Origin of the sequence: Fodinisporobacter ferrooxydans (assembly GCF_022818495.1) — a bacterium.
Classification (GTDB): domain Bacteria; phylum Bacillota; class Bacilli; order Tumebacillales; family MYW30-H2; genus Fodinisporobacter; species Fodinisporobacter ferrooxydans.
In genome coordinates, this window is record NZ_CP089291.1 from 1,420,052 (window position 1) to 1,444,164 (window position 24,113).

General features: G+C 44.7%; 16 protein-coding genes and 1 pseudogene. 16 read left to right on the forward strand and 1 reads right to left on the reverse strand.

What is annotated here, in order from left to right; genetic code table 11:
* Positions 1-186: 186 nt before the first annotated feature.
* From mnmH to LSG31_RS06825, 12 genes are all read left to right on the forward strand, one after another.
* Positions 187-1,257, forward strand: coding sequence for a tRNA 2-selenouridine(34) synthase MnmH (gene mnmH, locus LSG31_RS06770; protein ID WP_347438624.1), 1,071 nt, complete (start codon positions 187-189; stop codon positions 1,255-1,257).
* A gap of 383 nt (positions 1,258-1,640) precedes the next feature.
* The gene (locus tag LSG31_RS06775) at positions 1,641-2,372 is read left to right on the forward strand and encodes a phosphoadenylyl-sulfate reductase (RefSeq protein ID WP_347438625.1); all 732 of its coding nucleotides are present in this window, start codon (positions 1,641-1,643) and stop codon (positions 2,370-2,372) included.
* Positions 2,373-2,412: 40 nt separating this feature from the next.
* Positions 2,413-3,207, forward strand: coding sequence for a sulfite exporter TauE/SafE family protein (locus tag LSG31_RS06780; protein WP_347438626.1), 795 nt, complete (start codon positions 2,413-2,415; stop codon positions 3,205-3,207).
* A gap of 20 nt (positions 3,208-3,227) precedes the next feature.
* Positions 3,228-4,406, forward strand: coding sequence for a sulfate adenylyltransferase (gene sat, locus LSG31_RS06785; RefSeq protein WP_347438627.1), 1,179 nt, complete (start codon positions 3,228-3,230; stop codon positions 4,404-4,406).
* A 271-nt stretch (positions 4,407-4,677) separates the two neighbouring features.
* Positions 4,678-5,277 carry an RNA polymerase sigma factor SigW gene (gene sigW / locus LSG31_RS06790; protein ID WP_347438628.1) on the forward strand — a complete coding sequence of 200 codons (600 nt, stop codon included), beginning with the start codon at positions 4,678-4,680 and terminating at the stop codon, positions 5,275-5,277.
* Positions 5,278-5,306: 29 nt separating this feature from the next.
* Positions 5,307-5,918, forward strand: a complete 612-nt coding sequence (locus LSG31_RS06795) for an anti-sigma factor (protein WP_347438629.1) — start codon at positions 5,307-5,309, stop codon at positions 5,916-5,918.
* Positions 5,919-5,987: 69 nt separating this feature from the next.
* A complete protein-coding gene (gene cdaA, locus LSG31_RS06800; RefSeq protein ID WP_347438630.1) occupies positions 5,988-6,803 on the forward strand; it encodes a diadenylate cyclase CdaA in 816 nt (271 codons plus the stop codon).
* Positions 6,803-8,059, forward strand: a complete 1,257-nt coding sequence (locus tag LSG31_RS06805) for a CdaR family protein (RefSeq protein WP_347438631.1) — start codon at positions 6,803-6,805, stop codon at positions 8,057-8,059. Before cdaA ends, LSG31_RS06805 begins: the two co-directional genes overlap by 1 nt.
* A gap of 149 nt (positions 8,060-8,208) precedes the next feature.
* Positions 8,209-9,549 (forward strand): phosphoglucosamine mutase, encoded by a 1,341-nt coding sequence (glmM, locus tag LSG31_RS06810; protein WP_347438632.1) that lies wholly within the window; start codon positions 8,209-8,211, stop codon positions 9,547-9,549.
* 538 nt (positions 9,550-10,087) lie between these two features.
* Positions 10,088-10,273 (forward strand): hypothetical protein, encoded by a 186-nt coding sequence (locus LSG31_RS06815; RefSeq protein WP_347438633.1) that lies wholly within the window; start codon positions 10,088-10,090, stop codon positions 10,271-10,273.
* Positions 10,274-10,708: 435 nt separating this feature from the next.
* The gene (gene glmS / locus LSG31_RS06820) at positions 10,709-12,532 is read left to right on the forward strand and encodes a glutamine--fructose-6-phosphate transaminase (isomerizing) (RefSeq protein WP_347438634.1); all 1,824 of its coding nucleotides are present in this window, start codon (positions 10,709-10,711) and stop codon (positions 12,530-12,532) included.
* An 809-nt stretch (positions 12,533-13,341) separates the two neighbouring features.
* Positions 13,342-14,520, forward strand: coding sequence for a DUF262 domain-containing protein (locus LSG31_RS06825; protein ID WP_347438635.1), 1,179 nt, complete (start codon positions 13,342-13,344; stop codon positions 14,518-14,520).
* A gap of 282 nt (positions 14,521-14,802) precedes the next feature.
* Here LSG31_RS06825 and LSG31_RS06830 read toward each other — a convergent pair.
* Positions 14,803-15,046 (reverse strand): annotated as a pseudogene (locus LSG31_RS06830) (DNA repair protein RadC); the annotation flags it as partial.
* A 788-nt stretch (positions 15,047-15,834) separates the two neighbouring features.
* Here LSG31_RS06830 and LSG31_RS06835 point away from each other — a divergent pair.
* The 4 genes from LSG31_RS06835 to LSG31_RS06850 are packed head-to-tail and all read left to right on the forward strand — an operon-like array spanning position 15,835 to position 23,921.
* The gene (locus LSG31_RS06835; RefSeq protein WP_347438636.1) at positions 15,835-18,261 is read left to right on the forward strand and encodes an HsdM family class I SAM-dependent methyltransferase; all 2,427 of its coding nucleotides are present in this window, start codon (positions 15,835-15,837) and stop codon (positions 18,259-18,261) included.
* Positions 18,255-20,126: a restriction endonuclease subunit S gene (locus LSG31_RS06840; protein ID WP_347438637.1), complete on the forward strand. Its 1,872-nt coding sequence runs from the start codon at positions 18,255-18,257 to the stop codon at positions 20,124-20,126. Before LSG31_RS06835 ends, LSG31_RS06840 begins: the two co-directional genes overlap by 7 nt.
* Positions 20,127-20,139: 13 nt before the next feature.
* Positions 20,140-23,220, forward strand: coding sequence for a type I restriction endonuclease subunit R (locus LSG31_RS06845; RefSeq protein WP_347438638.1), 3,081 nt, complete (start codon positions 20,140-20,142; stop codon positions 23,218-23,220).
* Complete coding sequence (locus tag LSG31_RS06850; protein WP_347438639.1) at positions 23,220-23,921, forward strand: M48 family metallopeptidase; 702 nt, start codon at positions 23,220-23,222, stop codon at positions 23,919-23,921. The genes LSG31_RS06845 and LSG31_RS06850 overlap by 1 nt, the downstream gene beginning before the upstream one ends.
* The last annotated feature ends 192 nt before the right edge of the window (positions 23,922-24,113 follow it).

Sequence of the window (24,113 nt, forward strand, 5' to 3'; positions counted from 1 at the left end):
CTTCTTGTAAAAAGTTTAGGACGAATGTTTCTGTAACATACCTATTTTATGGAGAAATGTTTATCCTTTTTTATGGAGAAACGTTTATTCTTATCATTCGCAGAACATGTGCAATTCGATGAATATGCTTGGTAAGATCAACATGTGAACATACATGACCAAATTGATGAAATGAAGGTAGATGCAATGTTTCGTGACATAGAAATTCAAAATGCTGAGCAGTTGATGAATCCTTTGTGGATTGACGTACGCTCACCTGACGAGTTTCGGGAAGCGACGATCCCTGGCGCCATCAATGTACCATTATTTGACGATGAAGAAAGGGCGCAAATTGGAACGGTCTATAAGCAGGAAAGTCAGGAAGCAGCCAAGCTTTTAGGTTTGGAAATCGCATCGAAAAAACTTCCTGCCCTTGTCCGGACGATTGGATCCATGCAGGAAAACGGGCGGGATACGATTGTTTTTTGCTGGCGTGGAGGAATGCGCAGCAAAACGGTTGCAACGATCATGGATTTAATGGACGTTTCTGTCTATCGGTTGACTGGAGGGTACCGTGCATTCCGCAATCATATTGCCGAATCCTTGCTAACGTATGAACGGGATGAACCGGTTCCACGCTGTGTAGTATTGCATGGAATGACCGGCGTGGGGAAAACCATGCTTTTGCAGCAAATGCATGAAGAAGGTTGGCCGGTATTAGATCTCGAAAAATTAGCGGGGCATAAGGGTTCCGTTTTTGGTGCGATCGGTGAAACGGATGTTCGGAATCAACGGATGTTTGAGGCTTTGCTATACGAGGAATTGAAGCGGTTGAAAGGACAGCCGTATATGATCATTGAAGCGGAAAGCAAACGGATTGGGCGTGTGATGCTGCCTGAGTTTTTAGTCGAAGCGAAGGCCCTGGGGCTGCATATATACCTGGAAGCACCGCTTTCGATACGTGTGCAGCGAACACTTATGCAGTACCCGGTAAATATCGATGACATGGATGACAAGGTAAGTTTTGCACTCAAACGGATTGAAAAACGGGTGTCGCCCGATCTGCGTCATGCCTGGTGGTGTGCGTTACAAGAGCAGCGGTATGAAGATTTGATTGAGAGCTTGCTGCGGGATTATTATGATTCCCGATATCAACATGCATTTGAACAATACACCGGAACGATTCACTATGTCGATGCAACCGATTTGGAGGAGTGTAAACAGTCTATACGCGAGATCATTGTAGCTACTCCGGCTTCAACAATTCCGAATCGTTAATCGGAATTTCTACAGCAGAAGTAATGTGAATTTCTACAACAAAAGACGAATAGTAGTAATGTGTTGCTGGATCGAGTATTCAGCAATTTTTTTTATTCACTGAGATCCGAAAATATAGATGTTAGCTATCTGATAAATTTTTTATTGACTAATTCCGTATCGGAATAGTAAAGTATAAGTAAGAAATTAATTCATAGTATTTCGGTATGTTTAATAAAAATAAAAATGACCAAAGACAAATGGAAACAAGTTGTAAGGTTCCAAATTCGCCTAGAAAACATAGGATAAAGAGAATTTGTTTCGGGAAATTTTTTTGAACCTATGATAAAAAATTCTAATGCGAAGAATTAAAATTTCTTATCATAAAGGGAGAGGACCGCAAGATGTCAAATCAACAACTACTTGAAGCAAAAGAAATCTCCTTGACACAGGAGCAAATTGCATCTGCAGCAGAACAGTTTGAACACGCATCACCACAAGAACTTCTACGTTATGGACTTGAGACATTTGGAAATACAATTGCGCTTGCTTGCAGTTTTGGGGCAGAAGATGTTGTGTTGGTGGATATGCTTATGAAAATTAATCCGTCCGCTAAAATCTTTTATTTGGATACCGATGTTCTGTTCCCGGAGACTTATGCCGTACGGGACGCGATCATTGAACGCTATCAGCCGCAGCAATTGATTCAATACAGTCCGTTGCTTTCACTGCAAGAACAAAAGGCGCAATACGGCGCTGAACTTTGGGGATTCGACCCGAACTCTTGCTGCAACATTCGCAAAGTCGAGCCTTTGGAACGTGCATTGCTGCCGCTCAAAGCGTGGATTACCGGGATTCGCAGGGATCAAGCGCCGACAAGAGCAAACGCCAAGGTGGTGGAATCAGACCAACGGTTTCGGCTTGTCAAGCTGAATCCGTTGGCAAGCTGGACCAATGAGCAAGTATGGGACTATATCAAAGAAAATAACGTTCCTTACAACGTACTGCATGATCAAGGATATCCGAGCATTGGCTGCATTCATTGCACACGTCAGGTAAAGCCGGGGGAAGATCCGCGGGCAGGCCGCTGGGCAGGTTTTCAGAAGACGGAATGCGGATTGCATATGAAAAATTAACGTTTCGCATATTGGTTCATGATGGAAAGAGTGTGATCAAATGGATCTAAAAGTGACAATCGGCGGTTGGGTCGTAGGATTCCTGGTTGGAATCACGGGTATGGGCGGTGGACTCATCATGACCCCGCTCATGATATTTGTTTTCGGTGTATCGCCGTCGATTGCAGTGGGTACAGATTTGGTCTACTCTTCGATCACGAAATTATTCGGCGCGATGCAACATTGGCGGCAACAAACGATTCGTTTTTCAATCGTAAAGCTCCTGGCACTTGGCAGTGTACCGGGAGCATTGCTTGGGGTATCGATTCTTGACGCACTTCGCCGTGTATTTTCCGCAAATGATTTTCAGCACATCATTTCTGATGGATTGGGCATAACCTATTTGGGGCTTACCGGATGGATGGTTTGGAATATGGTTCGCAAACGGAACGCAGAGAATGATGTGTCAATCCGCGCTGCATATGCCAGGGATCCGGGAAGACAGAAACGGCATACGGTATTGTTGGGGTTCGTCGGCGGGATGCTGGTGGGTCTCACATCTGTGGGGAGTGGTACCGTGTTTATGGCGGCGCTCTTGGTGATGTATCCACTGCCGGCAGCACAATTGGTCGGAACGGATATTTTACAGGCAGTCATCGTAACAGGTACGGCCGGATTGGCCCATGCGGCGATCGGCAATGTCAACATTCATATGGTTTTACAATTGCTGCTGGGAAGCATTCCAGGGATTTTGATGGGAAGTCGGATTAGTAAAAAAATTCCGGATGCAGCTATCCGATTTTGTATTTTAATGCTATTAATGGGAACAAGCATGCAGATGCTTGGCGTGTTATGATAGGATGGGAGGAATCAAAAATGACACAAACGATTGCAGCACATGGAGGTACATTAATCAATCGTCAACTGACAGGAGCGGCAAGGGAAGAGGCTCTGGCAGCCGCTCAATCTTATAAAAAAATCGAGATTACCAATTGGACAATTTCCGATCTGGAATTGATTGGGATTGGCGCTTTTTCTCCATTGCAAGGATTTATGGCGGAAGTGGACTATCTTTCCGTATTAGACACGATGCATTTGAAGAATGGGGCGGTTTGGAGTATTCCAATCGTATTGCCTGTGGATGATGTGACTGCAAATACGTTAACGGTTGGGGAAACGGCAGCGCTTGTCGGAGCAATTGATCAAAAGATTTACGGCACGATAGCGATCTCCGATATATACACATATGACAAAGAAAAGGAAGCACGGGCGGTATATCGGACGACAGAACTTGCACACCCGGGAGTCAAGAAGCTTTATGAACGTCCCGACTACTATGTGGGCGGTACGATTACATTATTAAATCGCAAGCAGCCAACGGAATTCGCAGAATTTTACTTGGATCCGCGGGAAACTCGCGCAGCGTTTGCAGATTTGGGATGGAAAACAGTCGTTGGGTTTCAAACCCGCAATCCGGTTCATCGGGCTCATGAATACATTCAAAAATGCGCATTGGAAATCGTCGACGGATTGTTCTTGAATCCATTGGTTGGCGAGACAAAAGCGGACGATATCCCTGCAGATGTTCGTATGCGCAGTTATCAAGTATTACTGAATACCTATTACCCGAAAAATCGCGTATTCTTTGCGGTGTTCCCGGCAGCGATGCGATATGCGGGACCGCGGGAAGCAATTTTCCATGCACTGGTTCGCAAAAATTACGGATGCACACATTTTATTGTCGGACGCGACCATGCAGGTGTCGGCAATTATTATGGCACATATGATTCCCAGCTTATTTTTAGAGAGTTTCAGCCAGAAGAACTGGGGATTACGCCATTGTTTTTTGAACATAGTTTCTATTGTAAAAAATGTGCAGGCATGGCATCGACGAAGACATGCCCGCATGATGCAAGCGAGCATTTGACATTGTCAGGCACCAAAGTGCGAGAAAAACTCCGCAACGGCGAAGCATTGCCGCCAGAGTTCAGTCGACCGGAAGTGGCGGCGGTATTGATTGAAGGATTGAGAGAAAAAGCGCCTGTAAACAACTAAATAGCGCTTAAAAGGGAAGTAAGAAGTATTTGATTTAACAATGGATCGTTTTGTATTTGATTGGATTGAGGTCTGGTATATTGCACAGGCCTCTTTTTTCTGCCGCTGAATAATCGCCAAGAATATTTTATTAAGTTTTTTATCGGTTTTTGCAACAATGTAAAGATTTCAATGATATACTAAATGGACAGATTTTTGAACAAGATTGAAACTTATTTGTTTTTGTTTCGTATATAAAAGTACCGGCAAATTTGCAGGGGAGTTTCTATACATGGAAGTATCGGAAATAAAGCTGATCAAGCGTGCCAAACGCGGGGATCAACAAGCATTTGCGGAGATTGTGGAACGCTATAAAGATAAATTGTATAATGTCGCATTTCGCATGCTCGGTAATCGGCAAGAGGCGGAAGATGCCGTACAAGAGGCTTTTTTGCGGGCATATGCAAATTTGAAAACGTATGATTCCAGCTATAAATTTACTACATGGATTTACCGAATCATAACGAATCTTAGCATCGATCGCCTGCGCAAAAGGAAAATCGACGAGTCTCTTGATGCTGCAAATGATCCTGACGAGATCTCACTGTATCATACCATCAGCAGTGATGAATTGACGCCGGAAGAGGAGATTGTGCGCAGTGAGACGCAAGATGAGGTTCAATCTGCCATTCTCCAGTTGCCGCCTGCATACCGGGCGACCATTCTTTTAAAGTATGTTCATGATCGATCCGTCCAGGAAATATCCGAGATTTTGCGTATCCCGGCCGCTACGGTCAAGACGCGATTGCATCGGGGCAGAGAAGCGTTAAAAGGGATTTTGGAAGAGATAATGGGGAGATCGAATTCCAAACAAAAAATTCGTAAGGTATAATATATAATACTCCTAGGGAGGTGCCTCCTGTGGTTTGTAAGGATGCACAAGCTGTCATGCATGATCTTCTGGATCAGACAAACAGCCAACCAGATGAAGAATTCATGGAGCATATGCAGATCTGCCCTGCATGTGACCGACATATGCAAATGCTTACACATACAATCGGGGCGGTGCGTGGATTGGAATGGTTGGAAGCGCCGCAATCCATTACATGGAACGTGATGCGGCAGATCAGTCACAATTTCGGCAATCGCCGCAGTTGGATGTTTCGATGGCACATGCGGGAAGGGATCGTAATCGCAGCATGTATTTGCCTTGCTTTTATCGGAGGTGTCTGGTGGGCAGAACCCGGACAGTTTTCCGTTCTTGACGCAGCTCCGGATGCCAGGCTTTCGATTGTTCATAACCAGGTCATCATACCTACCGGCATGGTGTATCGCGGCAATTTGACGATCTCCAACGGCGATGTTATCGTCCACGGAAAAGTAGACGGGAATGTGACTGCACTAAATGGACATGTCATACTGGCATCCGGTGCGGCGATTCGGGGACATACGGAAGAAATTCATGCATTTTGGCAAACGACTCAGTACTACTTCGGCAAAATGTGGGATACTATTGTAAGGTGGTTTCGTTAAAGAGGGTTTGGCGGGGGTGCCCCTGCTTTTCTTTTTCCCTTGAAAAAAGAGCTATAGGTGGTTTTTTTCGTGAATCAATTTCTTGACGTGATTAAAAAATTTACTGTATTTGATGGGCTCGACATTGTCATTGTAGCCTATGTTTTGTATCGCATGATTTTGTTGATTCGCGGTACGCGTGCGGTGCAATTGCTAAAAGGCGTCATTGTAATTCTTTTGGCAACCATGATCAGCAATGTGCTGCATTTGCGCGCGTTAAATTGGCTGCTCGATAAAATCCTGACGATCGGCTTATTTGCCATACCTGTGATTTTCCAGCCGGAGCTGCGCCGGGCGCTGGAACAATTGGGCAGAGGCAGCTTTTTTGCCCGAACGATTCATGAGGCCACCGATATTGATATGACAAATGTGATTAATGAGATTACGAAAGCGGCTCAAATTTTGTCTAAGAATAAGATCGGCGCATTGCTTGCCATGGAGCGGGAAACCGGGTTGAGCGAGTATATGGAGACTGGAATCTCAGTCGAAGCACTGGTCAGTTCGGAATTGCTGATCAATATATTTATTCCCAACACGCCGCTGCATGACGGTGCTGTCATGGTTCGGCGCAATCGCATCATTGCGGCCAGCTGTTATCTTCCCCTCTCCGATAATCGGGATATCAGCAAAGAGTTGGGGACCCGTCATCGGGCGGCCATCGGCTTGTCGGAACACTCGGACGGAGTTGTCGTCATCGTGTCGGAAGAGACGGGACAAATCTCTTTGGCAATCAATGGAGAATTGATGCGCAATCTCGATGAAAAATCATTCCGGGAAATGCTGTTGAATTTGTTTGTGCAGCCCAAATCCTCAGGACTTTCGTTTTTCCGGAAGGCGGGAACGTAATGGACAAGTTTTTGCAGAATACGTATGTCGTTCGTTTGATTGCGCTGATACTTGCGATTATTCTTTGGTTCGCTGTCGGACCAAGCAGTGGAGGAAGCAGCGGAACTTCGTCCACATATTCCAAATCACTGACGGGAATTCCGGTTTCGATCGTCAGTGATTCTGACCAATACGTTGTTTCAAACAGTGTTTCAAAAGTAAACGTGATTGTTACAGGCGGCACGTTTGATATAACACAATTGCAGACTTCACTTTTTTCCATCAAAGCGGTTGCGGATATCCGCGGTTATGCGCCCGGGTTTCATCAAGTAGCGATTTCATTGCAAAATATTCCTGATACGATACATTATCAAATTATCCCGGACGTTACAACCGTCACGATTGAGAAAAAAGAATCCAAGTCGGTTCATGTAAAAGTGGGCGTTGTAGGAAAGCCGGGGAATGGGTATACGGCTGATTCCCCGACATTGAACATCTCTGATGTTGCCATATCAGGGCCAAAAGAAATGGTCGACCGTGTCGTTGGTGTACAAGCGATTGTATCTGTGGACGGATCGGAAAAGACCGTACACCAAAATGTTCCGTTAGTGCCCGTGGATGGCAGCGGCAGACAGGTGGCGGAGATTGAACTGGGAGTCAAATCGGTCGATGTCACCATACCGATCCATGCGCCGACAAAAAGTCTCGTTTTGCAGCCGTCCATAACCGGGAGTGTCAAGAATGGCATGGTCGTAGATCGGATCACCGTGTCTCCAGATCATGTAACAGTGTCGGCGCCGCCGGATGTATTGGCGAAACTGGGAACTGCCTTGCAGCTGCCTGCTGTGGATGTGACAGGACTTGATCAAGACAAAACGTTCCCAGTGACGATTCCTGCACTGCAAGGAGTTACGGACATGCAGCCGTCCACCGCAACCGTTCATGTAAAAGTGGCGTCGGTGCACGCGCAAACACCAGGGCAATCCCAAACACAGTCCCAATCGGTTACGTTTTCCGTGCCGGTGACCTTCGTGAACACTCCAGGTACGATGAATGCAAAAATGCAGGAAAATTTCACGAATGCAGATATTACAGTTACCGGGACAACGGATCAATTGGCACATGTAACAGCGGATTCGATTCAGGTATTTGGTGATTTGTCAGGGTTAAATGCGGGCACACATGTGGTCACATTGCAAGCAAAGGTTCCGGATGGCGTACAGATGTCCGGCATTTCACCGAGCTCTGTCCACGTGAGTCTTACAGCAAAATCATAATCCTTAAAATTCCAATGTATTGCGGATTTCTCAGGCCTTTTGTATGATTGGAATATTGTATAGGGAGATTCGTGAGATTCCAAATGAATAGAATCTCAAAGAACGATATAAAGGGAATCTCAAAGAACGATTGAGGAGATTACGGGAAAATGGGACGATTGTTTGGAACTGATGGTGTGCGCGGTGTGGCAAATACGGAATTGTCACCGGAATTGGCGTTTCGGTTGGGGAGAATCGGCGCATATGTACTTGCGAGAGGCAAAAAGCAGCCGTTTATCATTGTAGGCAAGGATACGCGAGCGTCCGGAGATCTCTTGGAAGCGGCCTTGACTGCGGGGATCTTATCGGCAGGAGCCAATGTCTGGAGAGTGGGAGTTGTCTCGACACCGGCAGTGGCGTATTTGACGCGCTATTTGAATGCAGATGCGGGTGTGATGATTTCCGCTTCCCATAATCCGGTTCAAGATAATGGGATCAAGTTTTTTGGCGGCGATGGCTTTAAGCTGTTGGACTCCCAGGAGGATGAGATTGAGCGGTTTTTAAAGGAGCAAGATACGCTGCCAAGGCCGATCGGTGCCGCTGTAGGCCGCGTATATGACCGGACGGATGCAGTTGAATTTTACAAAAAATTCTTGATTGGCACAGTGCGCAATCGTTTTGAAGGGATGACTGTCATCTTGGATTGCGGCAATGGCGCCGCATATGACATTGGACCGGATGTATTTCGCCGACTCGGTGCCAATGTGATCGTGCGCAATGGGGAGCCTGACGGAAGCAATATTAATGTGCAATGCGGTTCCACGCATCCTGAAGTTATTCAGCAAACGACTGTCGAACAGAAAGCGCAGATCGGGCTGTCTTTCGATGGTGATGCCGATCGGCTGATCGCGTGTGACGAGAACGGCGATTTGATCGATGGCGACTATTGTATGGCCATTTGCGGACAAGCCCTTAAGGAGCGCGGCGAGCTTGTCCATACGACGATCGTGACTACCGTTATGAGCAATGTAGGCTTTATCAAAGCGGCGGAGCAGTTGGGCATCCAAGTGGTACGTACTTCCGTCGGCGACCGCTATGTTATGGAAGCCATGCGGGAAGGCGGCTATATTCTTGGCGGCGAGCAGTCCGGACATATTATCTTCCTGCAGCATAATACCACGGGAGACGGGGTACTGACCGCTTTGCAGCTGACAGATATTCTGGTCGAAAAAAAGCAGCCAATGTCTGAACTGCGGACGATTATGAAAACATATCCGCAAGTGATGATCAATGTGCGTGTGCAAGATAAAATGGCATGGCGGCACAATCCGTCCATACAAGCGGCCATTGCCGAAGTTGAGCGAGCATTGGGCGGCGACGGCCGAGTGCTTGTGCGGGAAAGCGGCACAGAGCCACTCGTCCGCGTCATGGCAGAAGGCCCGGATGTGGATACTGTCCGGCAATACGTGGAAAACATCGTCACAGTGATTCGTCAGGAGTTGGGAAAATAATCTTAAGTAGATCATTCGCCTGCATGCTTTTTGCCCCTTTATGCTATCAGCTTAAACATTTGAGAAATTGGGACATTAATTTTCTTAATAAAATTGGCGCTTGCGTAATTTACCGGAATTCTATAATATAGCAGATATCCTTGCACATTCTGGGATTGTTCGTGCATATAAAGAATATATGTTTTTATTGTCGGCTTTAGTTTTCCTATAGAGGATGTTCAAAACTTATGTGGCCTTTCAGCCACCGCATCACATGAAAATGTTATTTTCGTACAAAAAGTAGTCAAAACTCCACGGCGGATTGCTTTGCCGAATCCCAAAAAGGCTTACTCATGTACCAAACACGTACACTCCGTCGCCTTTTCGTGCTTCGGCTTCGCACTCCTTGTGTCTTACTTAACCACTTTTTGAACACGCACCTATAGTATTTGCTCTATGAGAATTGCCTCATGCCATCGAGTTGGCATGAGCAGGAAGTTGAACATGTTGGTCGTTTGAACCACATTTAATTTATAGGAGGTGGTAGGAGCGGGCAAATGTGAGTATAGCAATGCTATGCGGATCATCTGATGATCGGATCATTGAAGCGCCCGGACTGTCTTGGCACGGAAAATGTAAGACAGTTGACGCGGATGGAGGTTGGCGAAAGATTCGGCGGGTGCCTCCCGGCAGCAAGTCTCATGCCGCAAGAATGTTTCTGAAAACCACAGGGCGACCTGTGTGACAAGGAAACTTCAGGGACGACATATGAAATGGGATGCATATTTCTGTCTGTGCAAACTGTATCTGCACAGATGCTTTTTGAGTTGAATTCATCTGAAAATATTGCATCCTATGGTTCGGGTAGTTGGCGTTTTCGTAGAATGGATTTCCGTAGAATGATAGATTGGGCATTTTTCTGAACAGACATGCGGATGTCTGTTTTCACGGTTGAAATTCCTTATCTGTCTTTCAAAGCTTGGAGCTTGCAGGCTAGCTTCATGCAAGTGGAACGATGCGAATCACTGCCTTGTTTTGTCATGTGCATGTTTCCATCGCGATACGAAATATATGCTGCAGCGGCAAATGGAATGAAACGTTGAACGGAGTTTCGTTTGGAAACTGAAGCTGGTTTTCCGGGTGTTTTTAAAATGTGTACAAATCAGGAGGATGTTGAAATATGTGTGGTATAGTTGGATATATAGGAAAGCAATCGGCTCAAGAAGTTCTTGTAAATGGTTTGAGCAAACTGGAATATCGGGGCTACGACTCAGCCGGTATTGCGGTGCATGACGGTCAAGTGATCAAAATCCGCAAATCGGTGGGACGCTTGGCTGCTTTGGAAAGTCAATTGGAGAACCTGGATGCGACGGTCGGCATTGGCCATACCCGGTGGGCTACACATGGACGCCCATCCCATGACAATGCACACCCGCACACAGATGAATCGGAAAGATTTATCGTCGTGCACAACGGGATTATCGAAAATTACTTGCAGTTACGGGAAGAACTTCAGGCGAGCGGCCACGTGTTCACATCCGAAACCGATACGGAAGTTGTTGCGCATCTGCTGGAAGAGTTGTTTGATGGAGACTTGTTTGAAACCGTCAAGAAAGTTGTGCAGAAAATCCACGGCGCGTTCGCATTGGCGATTATGGCAAAAGACGAACCAGGCAAATTGATTGCCGTTCGGGAAAAAAGCCCGCTCATCGTCGGCCTCGGCGACGGAGAAAACTTTATCGCTTCCGATATCCCTGCCATTCTGGAATACACCCGCCGCGTATATATTTTGGAAGACGGCGAAATGGCAGTATTGACGGAAAATGATGTAGCCTGCTACACGCTTGACGGCGAATTGGTACAAAAAGAAGAGTTTAATGTGACTTGGGATGCAGTCGCTGCGGAAAAAGGCGGCTACGAGCATTTTATGCTAAAGGAAATTCACGAGCAGCCAAAAGCGATTCAAGATACGTTGACAGGACGGATTTCCGAAGATGGAAAACATGTAGTCTTTAATGAGTTGGACTGGGACCAGAATTACGCTAATAGCATCAATCAGATTCATATTGTGGCGTGCGGAACTTCCTGGCATGCAGGGCTTGTCGGAAAAGCAGTCATTGAAAAATTAACGCGCATTCCAGTAAATGTGGAAATCGCATCGGAATATCGCTATGCGGACCCAATCGTTTCCAAAGATACGTTGATTGTCGTGATTACACAGTCAGGTGAAACGGCAGATACGATGGCAGCCCTTCGCGAAATGAAAAAACGGGGCAACCGTGTATTGGCGATTACGAACGTTGTCGGCAGTTCGGCAGCACGGGAAGCAGACGATGTTTTATTCACTTGGGCTGGCCCGGAAATTTCCGTCGCGTCTACAAAAGCCTATACGACACAATTGATCGTCTTTTATTTGTTTGCATTGTTTCTTGCGGAAAAACGCAACACTTGTGATTCACAAACCATCGCCGATATCGTTGCCGCGTTGCGCCAGTTGCCGGAATTAGCGGAAAAATCCCTGGAATCGGCGCCAATCGTGCAACAATTCGCTCAACAATATGCCGACAAAGAGGATGCATTCTTCATTGGCCGCGGCCTCGATTTTTCCGTGTCCCTGGAAGGCTCATTGAAATTAAAAGAAATTTCCTATATTCATGCTGAAGCATATGCAGCGGGCGAATTGAAGCACGGAACGCTCGCTTTGATCGTAGAAGGCATTCCAGTGATCGCCTTGGCAACACAGACACACCTGCTGGAAAAAACGATCAGCAACATCGTCGAAGTCAAAGCACGGGATGCATTCGTATTGGCGCTTGCATGGGAAGACGATACGCAAGTGGAAAGCACCGTCGACGAAGTCATCCGCCTGCCGCGCACACTTGACTTCCTGGCACCGGTTGTCACCGTGATTCCTCTGCAGCTGCTCGCCTATTATGCGTCTGTCGCAAGAGGCAATGACGTAGATAAGCCACGGAATTTGGCGAAGTCAGTGACTGTGGAGTAGGGGAAGGGTTTGGAGTGCAGTGGTGTAACTGTGGGTTTGCAGAATTAGTGAGAAACTCGTCAGAATTTATGAGAATTTCTTTTCAAAATAAATGAGAAATCGCATTATGTCGCCCTTTACCAAGGTTTAGGGCGACTTTTTATTGTCAATAAATTTGAAAAAGGAGCTATCAGTACGGCTGTATCTTCTGTCAAAAATAGTTGCCCTTATGTTTGCGCAAAATATAGTTGGTAACAGTAAATAAAAGTAAGTAACTATAAAATATGTTTGGTAACAGATCGCCCCAACATTTAAAATGTAAATTTGTAGTAGGGCTTTTTTACATCAACATAAGACTTAATTATTCAGTGATTAATAATTGGGGAAAGTGCTGAACAGTTCGAATCGAATCAAATAACAAATAACAAATAACAAATCCCAAAGAACCTAGAAACGTAAAGTTGGTATGTTTTCTCGGTTCTTTTTTCTTTTCTCAAGAAAACATACGGTCTTTTCAAATTGATTGAATCCTTGATTAAAATAGAGGAAGTACTGGAATATCAATAAATAAAATAAACGCATGGAGAAAGGCATGAGAGTAAATCTTCAGGTAATTGTTGTCCAAAACGCAAAAATAACTATTTTAATCAGCATAAAAAATATATTTTTAATAGCAGCTATTTTATAAATCATTGATTTAATAAGATTTTATGTGAAATAAAAATTAAAAACACAAAAATATAAATAGCTGCTACATTAAGCAGCTTGACGGAAATTTTATTTAGATATATCATAAACAGTAACAGGATAAGAAGGGGAGGAAGTCTCATATGAGAATACATACTAAAATAGAAGCAGCTACAAGTTTTAACCCAACAAAGAAAACACATCAAATGGATATTGCTACAATGTGTGGAAAAATAAAAAATAATAAAATTACCTTACCTTTATATCAACGTGATTTAAGTTGGGCACTGCAAAAAGCAGTTGATTTGTTTAATTTCCAATTGTTTGGTAAGGCGCCTGTATCTCCAATTTCAATAAATGAAATTAGCAATGATTATGATAATTATGTTCCTCAAGTATCTTTTTTAAATAGAGAACTAATTTCATCTTCCGAAATTAAAGGAGATCATCAATCTGTTGTGGACGGTCAACAACGTTTAACTACTAACTTCAAAGCGTATATTAATCACGACAGCTTCCGAAATATTGTTCTAGATATTTCTAGGGGTGTTTTTATAATCGTAGAGGGCAATATAGCGAAAAGCCAAATCCCTGTAGGTATTCTTTTCAATGAAGATGAAAATGTATTAATAAACTACCTTCAGGAAAAAGGTAGTTTCACAGAACTATTTGCTATTTTAATACGTGTTCGTACTAAAATAAGAAGCTATAATTATACAATCAACATTGCAGAAAATTTAACTGAAGATGAACAAATCGAATGGTTTGAAGTTTTAAATAATGCTGGTAGTAGAGTTACAGCGCTGCAAATGAGTTTCTCAAAATTGAAACTTCACAATTTAGATATTTATACGGATTACACAAATCCTTTTAAAGAGAAAGTCTTTGGATATGGTTTTGAAGAATTATTCTCACCGTTTACTACAAATGTTTCTTACCCTATAGCAGCATTAAATCCTGCATATGAAGTAATTGAAAAAAATAGTAATCACAATACAAACTATGCACCGATTCCATCAGATACTAAGGAAGCAATTCTAACAAGATTAGATGTCAATACATTGAAGTCAATTATTGAACTTACATTAAATTCATTAGAAGCAGCTTTAGAATTAATCAAAAAGAATGAATTGCAGAATTATATTTCTCGAATGGATTATATTCTATATTTAACAGGTTTCTTTGCTTATCAAAAAAATAAACAGTTAGAGAATCAAAAAGTTGGGAAACTTATTGAATGGGTAGAAACTGTTAATTTTACAAATCAATCTAATAGCGGCAGAAGAGAAATATTCTCGAATTTATTGAAGATACATTACTAACACAATTCTTGCATTTTCGGCCTATTCGGCCCAAAATGCAAGAATTGTGTTACATAATAATACATTTTATTCGGAGGAAGACGATGGATTTTATCAATGTACTGCATTTATCCGATCTTCATTTTGGAATGGAATTTCCTAAAGAACCCACTTTCTTAGCTAATGGGATTTGAAGTGGTTTTTTCATGGCAAAAAGAAATTGAGCTATGACTGTTAAAAAATAAAATCAAATGATTGACCAGGGGGTGGGAGGGAATACACTCTGTGGCTTATTACTGTGGTGATGGAATTAACCTGGTTCTTTGTGTCGAGGCATATGACGAGGGAATACTCCCTGTCTGCATCCTGAAGGAAAGAATGCAGGAGTTTAAACGGCATCCCGTGGCGAGCAGATGGACCGTTCTGGGTAAAGGATGTTGGACTCACGGACCAACTTTAGGCTGACGATGTTGACACGTTTAGCAGGAATTTTCTTTGACGAGTAGCTGTCCGAGAACTGTTGTAGTTGATGGACTGGATTGTTCATGCGGAATCGCCCCTTTAGTGTGAAATAAAAGCCTCTATTCCGATATAATGGAATAGAGGCTTTTAAATTGGGCTTGTTCAGCGAGCCATGCTTCAGTTTCTGGGTCGAGAGTATCCTTGATGGTCTAATGATCATGTAGTCGTTGGCCAGCATAATACCAATCTGATATATACACTGTTTGTCATTGAGCCCTGCTAGATCCACATATTCCGGTCACTGTTCACAGAGGCTACTACGCAAGCCTAGTATACTTAAGTTCATGTCATTCGGCTCAAGTAGGGCATTTAGCTGCTGCGTTGAAGTTCGAAAGTTTCGAATGAGTCACCTTCTTCTTTTAGTTCATCGAAGAAGGCAAGCCACTCACTCTCAATATATCTAGTGACATCAGGATGTTAGGGAAAGAGTTGCTGCACCAATTGAATGTCAGAGTAGCCTTTAAGCACTTTAATCTTACACCTCCATTAAAGTATAATTATGGTATATATACTATCTAATGGAATAATATAAGCTTCAAGTTTTGGTAGATAAACCTTGATGTGACTCTTGTAGGATTGTGGCGTAATTTCATAGAATAAATATTGTAGCGAAATTAGCAACTAGAACGCATGTTCCGCGACAATGCGGACTGAATGATTCGTGTTTTTTCTAGGCGTATCTGCAGGAGTAAAATGAGGATATAACTGCAAGATGCCCGCGAACAATGTAGGAAGTAAAAAAATAATTCAAAATTTCCAAAGACGACGAGTGGATATTTTCCGCCGAAGCAGCAGAGAAGGAGTCAAAATAATATGGCGGTAAAAAAGAGCGAACTTTACGGTTCTTTATGGGCGAGTTGTGATAAATTACGGGGCGGAATGGACGCCTCCCAATACAAAGACTATATTCTGACGCTCTTGTTCGTTAAGTACGTTTCCGACAGGTTTAAGGGTGTGGCTTATGCGGACATAGAAGTTCCCGAAGGGGGCAGCTTCGATGACATGGTTGCTCTTATCGGCAATAAGAACATCGGCGAGGAGATGGACAAAGTCATTGCCAAACTCGCTGGAGCAAACGGTTTGCGCGGAGTTATCGACAACGCTCATTTTAACGATGAGACCAAGTTGGGCAAAGGCCAGGAAATGGTCGATAAACTTAGCGGACTAATCGCCATATTCCGTAGACCAGAACTGAATTTTTCCAGCAATCGTACCGACGGTGACGACATCATCGGGGATGCTTATGAATATCTGATGCGCAACTTTGCGACTGAGAGCGGAAAGAGCAAAGGACAATTCTATACGCCCGCTGAGGTTTCACGGATTCTCGCGAAGGTTATCGGCATTGACCGGGCGACAAAAAGAGACACATCCGTATACGACCCAGCTTGCGGTTCAGGCTCATTGCTTATCAGAGCCGCTGATGAAGCGCCTTTTGAGGTTGCCATTTACGGACAGGAGAAGGATATTGCCACTGCCGGTCTTGCTAAAATGAACCTTGTGTTGCATAACAAAGCTGCTGGAGAGATTGCCGGCAACTACAGTACTTTTTCCGACCCGCAGTTTTTTGAGGATGATGACGAGAAAACTACGCTGCGCCGTTTTGACTATGTGGTAGCCAATCCTCCGTTCTCCACGAAGAACTGGACTGATGGGCTCAAAGAATATGGGCGCTTCGATGGTTATGGCGACAGGCCTCCGGAGAAAAATGGTGATTTTGCATGGCTGCTTCATATATTGAAGTCGCTAAAACGCAATGGAAAGGCTGCTGTAATCTTACCTCACGGCGTCCTGTTCCGTGGTAATGCCGAGTCGATAATCCGACAGTCTATAGTGGACAAGGGATACATCAAAGGCATCATTGGTCTGCCCGCTAACCTGTTTTATGGAACGGGTATCCCTGCATGTATTATTGTTATTGATAAAGAAGGAGCTGACGAACGCGACGGCATCTTTATGATTGACGCGAGCCGTGACTTCATTAAAGATGGCAACAAGAACCGTCTGCGTGAGCGGGATATCTATAAAATCGTTACGACATTCGGACAACGGATAAAAGAGCCCAAATACTCCCGTTTCGTCCCTCTTGAGGAAATCCGAGACAAGAACGGCTATAATCTCAACATACCGCGCTATATTGATAGCAGTGTACCAGAGGACTTACAAAATATTGAGGGGCATCTAATAGGTGGTATTCCTGCTCTAGACGTTGATAATATGGAGCGGTATTGGAGTATCTTCGACAATTTGAAATCGGTGCTGTTTTCCCCTTTGCGCAAAGGGTTTTATCAGCCTGTTGTAAAGAAGGAAGATATACGCCACACGATTTATTCCGATTCCGAGTTCAGCCAATACGCCGACAGAATCGACAGCGCGTTCGAAAAATGGCAGAACAGTGTAAACGATAAGCTTTGCGACATAGACGATAAAACAAAGGTAAAGGAACTGATTGTTGAACTCGCCGAGACGATTCTTGAAGAATTTGAAAATGTGACGTTGATCAACAAATATGATGTCTATCAGGTGCTACTTGCCTATTGGCAGGATGTGATGGCTGATGACGTATTCATTGTCTCGCAAGACGGTTACACAGCGGCGCGGGAAACTGAAAATATTATGGGGGTATATACCTCCGGCAAGAAGAAAGGTGAGGAAAAGGTTATCGGTTGGGAGGGCAAGCTGATTCCACGCAGCATTATCGTTGAGGCGTTTTTCCATGCGGAGCAGAAAGCCATCGATGAGATAGAGGCTTTGATAACGGAAGCGCAGAACGAATTGGACGAGATGATGGAAGGCGCGGAGGATGACTCTGTAATCAACACTGTTTTGAAAGACAATGGCAGTCTTGATATGACCGCCCTGAAAGCCGCTCTCAAGGACAAAACGCTTGGCAAGGACGACCGGGAAGTCTTGCAATCACTCTACGATAAGAAAGCTATGATTGACGAGCAGGGCAAAGCGCTCAAAAAGCTGAAAGAAGTGTTAGAGCAGAAAACCAAAGAGCAATACAGTAAGCTGGCTGATGAGGAGATACTTGACCTGCTCGTAAACCGCAAGTGGTACCATACCATTTTCGAGGGCATCGACGCGCTCTACACCGCCATCTCCCACAGCATCGCAAACCGTGTGACCGAACTGACCGAACGGTACGAGGAAACCCTCCCCGTCATTCAGGAGGAAGTGGCTGAATACGAGGTGAAGGTAAAATCTCATCTGGAAAGGATGGGGTTCACATGGTAAAAGGATGGAATGAAAAAACGTTCGGAGAACTCTTCGAATTTTTCGGTGGGTTTTCGGCTTCGAGAGCACAGTTATCAACTGTCGGTTATCCCTATCTTCATTATGGGGATATTCACGGCTCAACTAAGACAAATGTAGACGTTTGTTCCGACAGCACAATACCTCGCCTTAATGTACCGCTGAGCAAAGTGTCTAACAATGCTTTACTCCAAGATGGCGATGTTGTATTTGTTGACGCGTCCGAAGATGATGATGGTGTAAGTAGGCACATCGTTGTCCGCAATGCTCAAGGGAAGCCGTTTATTTCTGGGTTGCATACTATTATCGCAAGAGCAAAAACAGACGAACTTGATACTCTCTTTAAACAGTTTTGCTTTCAGACAGAGGAAGTTAGGTCTCAGTTTAAGTTTTATGCTGTCGGCACGAAAGTAATGGGTGTGAATAAGAGTACCATTGCAAAGATAGCTCTTCAATTTCCAAACGATAAATCCGAACAACACGCCATCGCTGAAGCACTTTCAGATGTGGACGGTTATATCACGTCGCTCGAAAAGCTAATTGCAAAGAAGAAGGCCATCAAGCAAGGTGCGATGCAGGAACTGCTCACAGGCAAGCGGCGACTGCCGGGATTTGATGGGGACTGGATTTCTGGTGAATGGCAAGATGTCTTAGATGGTTTTACAAGTGGTGCAACGCCATATCGAGGGAAACCAGAGTATTTTATTGGCACTATCAAGTGGGTCTCAAGTGGTGAACTGAATTACAACAAAATTTATGACACAATTGAACATATTTCTGAACAGGCAAAAGCTGATACATCCCTCACTGTTCATCCTATAGGAACATTTTTAATGGCGATTACTGGACTTGAGGCGGCTGGGACAAGAGGTAGTTGTGCAATACTCGCTGCCGAAGCAACTACTAATCAGTCTTGTATGGCGATTTATGGTACTGAAAAGATGGATACAAGCTATCTTTTTCACTACTACATTCTTAATGGGGATAATCTTGCTTTACAATATTGCCAGGGTACTAAGCAGCAGAGTTATACTGCAAAGATTGTAAAATCTCTACCCATTTTCTATCCTTCTGATATCAGAGAACAGATGGCGATTTCAACTATTCTCTCTGATATGGACAGCGAAATCGAAACTATGACCGCCAAGTTGGCCAAGGCAAAGCTCATTAAGCAGGGAATGATGCAGGAGCTATTGACCGGGCGCATTCGGCTGGCGCAACCGGAAGTCGACGCTGTGGTTACTGTGAAGCCGGAGATTCAGGCTGCCGCAACCACTTCTGCCCAAAAGGGTCACAACCAGCAGTTTGATGACGCGGTTATGATTGCAGGGATCGTGAACGCCTTCTACACCGACAGGTATCCACTTGGCAGAAAGAAAGTACAGAAGCTCTTGTATCTCTTGCGCCGCAAGCAGGATAAAAGCACAGTCGCCTTTAAAAAGAAGGCGGCAGGTCCCTATGCCGATGAGGTTCGCTATAAAGGCGGCGAGCCGATAGCCAATAGCAACCGTTACATCGCTACAACGACGACAAAGGGCAAAGGTACGACTTTCACCCAAGGGAAAAACATTGGGCAAGCCCTCGACTATATCGAACGCTGGGGCAGACAGAACGATATTCAATGGTTGGCGGACAAGTTCCGCTACACATCCGTTGACGACTTGGAATTGCTCGCAACTGTGGATATGGCTATCTGCGACCTGGAGGTAGCCGGGATTCCCGTTTCAGTTGCTTCCATCAAACATCTGATTGCTACGAATAAAGAGTGGCAGGCGAAGCTGCAAAAGAAAACATTCGCCGACTCAAAGATTGCGAAAGCAATCGGCGACTTGCAGACGTTATTATAAGGAGGTCACGATTATGGCGACAATCGGAGAAGCCGAACGGACGGCGCAAAACCATGTCATATTCCTGTTCCGCAATCAGGCGCTCTTGGGCTACGAATATTACGGCAATCGTAAGCCGTATGAGAACAGTAACATTGAAACGGATAAGCTGACGGCATTTCTGCGTCGGCAGGGCTACAGCGACGTGTTGGCAAGGCGCGCCGTGGAGGAGCTGCGTAAGGCGGCGGGCAATTTGCAGTCAGGGCTGTATGCCGCGAACAAGGCGGTTTACTCCCTACTGAAATATGGCGCAAAGGTGCGCGAGAACCCCGGAGAAGCTGAGAAAACCGTCTTTTTCATAGACTGGACGTACCCAAGCAAGAACGATTTTGCCGTTGCTGAAGAAGTGACGGTGGTCGACAACTGTGAGAAACGCCCCGATATCGTTGTATATATCAACGGTATCGCTATTGCCGTGATTGAACTCAAGAAGAGTACGATTTCAGTTGCTAACGGCATCCGCCAAAATCTCACCAACCAGCACGAATACTTCATTCAGCCGTTTTTTACGACGGTTCAGTTTACGATGGCGGGCAATAGCAGCGAGGGGCTGCGCTACGGCACGGTCGGTACGGACGAGAAGTATTATCTGGAATGGAAAAACTACGCCGAATCACGCGACAATAACTCACTCGACATTTTGGAAACCTGCAAAGGACTACCGGACAAGCTGGACTGGCAGTTATATAGCATGTTCCAGAAGAAGCGTCTGCTTGACCACATCCACAACTTTGTCATTTTTGATAAAGGGATAAAGAAAGTGTGCCGTCACAATCAGTACTTCGGTATCAAAGAGGCGCAACTGAAGATTGCAGACAGCAAGGGCGGAATTATTTGGCACACACAAGGCAGTGGCAAAACGTTAACGATGGTGTGGCTGTCCAAGTGGATTCTGGCAAACGACCCAGATGCGCGCGTTCTGATTATTACTGACCGCGACGAACTAGACGACCAGGTAGAAAAAACGTATATCGGCGTAGACGAGAAAATCGCTCGGACGAAAAACTGCTCGGACTTAATCAACAAGCTGGACTCCTATGAAAACCGCTTGATTTGCTCTCTCATACACAAGTTTAGCAATCGAAGCGGAGAAATATCAGACCTTGATTACGACAGGTACATCGAGGAACTCTTCAAGACCCTCCCGCAGAACTTTTCGGCTAAGGGCAAGTTTTATGTGTTTGTTGACGAGTGCCACCGGACACAGTCCGGCAAGTTACATCGAGCGATGAAAGCCATTTTGCCAGGAGCTATCTTTATAGGTTTTACGGGAACGCCACTCCTCAAGAAAAATAAAGCGACAAGTATTGAAGTGTTTGGAGGATACATTCATACGTATAAATACGATGAAGGCGTTGCAGACGGCGTTGTTCTCGACTTGCGCTACGAAGCCCGTGATATCCCACAAAACATCACGTCACAGGTGAGAATTGATGCGTGGTTTGAGGCAAAAACTATTGCTCTTACTCCCCGTGCCAAGGCGAAGTTGAAATCAGCATGGGGAAACATGCAGACGGTGTTTAGTTCGCGCACACGGTTGGAAAGCATAGCCCGTGATATTATTTTTGACATGGAAACCAAAAGTCGCTTGATGAACGGCAATGGCAATGCCATTCTGGTTGCGGAGTCAATATATGCGGCTTGCAAATACTACGAGATATTCCAGTCCAAGGGTTTCAAAAAGTGTGCGATTATATCCTCTTTCGTGCCTCGTGAGGGAGACTTGAGGACTGATACTGTCAGCACTAACGAGGACACAGAGGCATTTGAAAAGTACGAAATCTACAAGAAAATGCTCGGCGGGCAGGATGTGGAGGCGTTCGAAAAAGAAGCTAAGCGCAAGTTTGTGGAAGAGCCCGCGAATATGAAGTTATTGATTGTTGTAGATAAACTCCTGACAGGCTTTGACGCGCCACCCTGCACCTACCTTTACATTGATAAGTCGATGCATGACCACGGGCTGTTCCAGGCTATTTGCCGCGTGAATCGTCTTGATGGAGAAGATAAGGATTTCGGCTACATTGTGGACTACAAGCAGTTGTTCGGGGATTTGACTGATACGTTGAACAAGTATACAGCCGGAGCTTTTGAGGGATATGCGGAAGAAGATGTACAAGGCTTAATCAAAGACCGCCTTGAGGAAGCGCGGAAATTCTTTGATAGGACCCTTGAAGAACTTGATGATTTGTGTGAGGGAGTAGCTCTGCCACGCAAGGAGCTTGACTACATTCACTACTTCTGTGGGGAAAACGGCATTGATGTTAATGAAGACGAGGCGTTCGCAAGAAGTCGCGAGCAACTTTATCGGCTTGTAAACCGACTTGTCAGAGCGTATACAGAGATCAAGCCAGATATGAGCACGGCGGGTTATACGCCATCCGAGCAAGAAGAACTCTCCAAGAAAGTAGAATTTTATATAGACCTTAAAGCGATTATTGGCCAAGCTAGCGCGGATTTCATTGATCTAAAGCTGTTTGAACCGGGGATGAGGTATCTAATCGACAATTATATTATTGCCGAGGATAGCCGCAAACTTGGAGCTTTTGATGATTTTACCCTGTTCGACTTTATCATCGCACAGGGAGAAAAACTAAAAGACGATGGTGGCAACAAAGAAGGTGCTGCGGAGGCAATTGAAAATAATATCCGCAAAAAGGTAGTTGAAAAAATTCCCATAAATCCCAAATACTACGAGAAAATGTCCGCTATCTTAGAGCAGCTGATCCGCGAGCGCCGTGAGGGTGTTATCGCCTATGAGCATCTTCTCGAAAAGTATATTGAACTAGCCCGAAATGTTACTTTTCCGGAAGAGAACGACGCTTATCCTGTACGAATCAGGAAGAGCGGCGCGCTCCGCGCTTTCTATGATAACTGCGGGCGAGATGAAGAACTGGCAATCGCTCTACATGAGGCTGTATTGCGGAGCAAGCAAGATAGATTTAGGAACAATCCAGTCAAGGAAAAACGAATTAAGCGGGAACTCTTTAAGATATTGAAAGACGAGTCCGAGGTTGAACGGATATTCAATATCATTTGTGAACAAGAGGAATACTGATGCAGATAATAATTTCCGGCATACCTGTTGAGATATGCAAAAAAAACATAAAGAACATGCACCTGTATGTAAAGCCTCCTAGCGGAAAAGTATCCGTGTCGGCTCCTCTGGATATGAGCGACGAAGCAATTGAACGCTTTGTGCGTACAAAATCCAGTTGGATCAAAGAGCAGGTGAACAAGTTTGAAGCCCAGCCTCGTCAGACTGAGCGGGAATACGTTTCTGGAGAAACACTCTATGTTTGGGGGAAACAGTACTTTCTCCAAGTTGAATACGGTACGAGCAAAAATTCACTTTTCCTGTCAGGGGACAAGGCGATACTTACTGTCCGCAGAGACAGTACTACAAAGCAACGGGATAGTTTCGTTAAAGAATGGTATCGTGACCTTTTGAAACGTGAAGTGGCGCGGCTTCTTCCCAAATGGGAGAAGATAACCGGTATTAAGTGTGACGGCTGGCAGACAAAATACATGACAACCCGTTGGGGTACTTGCAACACAGACAAGCGAAAATTATGGTTTAATTTGCAATTAGCAAAAAAGACGCCTGAATGTCTCGAATATATTATTTTACATGAGCTATTGCATCTTGTTGAAAGGAACCATAACGCGAATTTTCTTTCACTTATGGACAAATACATGCCCTATTGGAGAGAAACAAAAAGGAAGTTAAATGGACAGATACTTGATTTCATGGAATAACTGGCATTGTAAAACCGTATATACGAAGTCACTATCAAAAAAGTGTATGAAGAAGAACACGAGCGACCACGGCAGCAGCTTGAGGGGCATAATCCATAAGTTCCTTGGAGTGAAATGATGGCAGCAGTTTATGAACATAAGGGCTATTGCTCCTAATGTTGTCACATGATAAGTAAAGATGACTGAATGAAA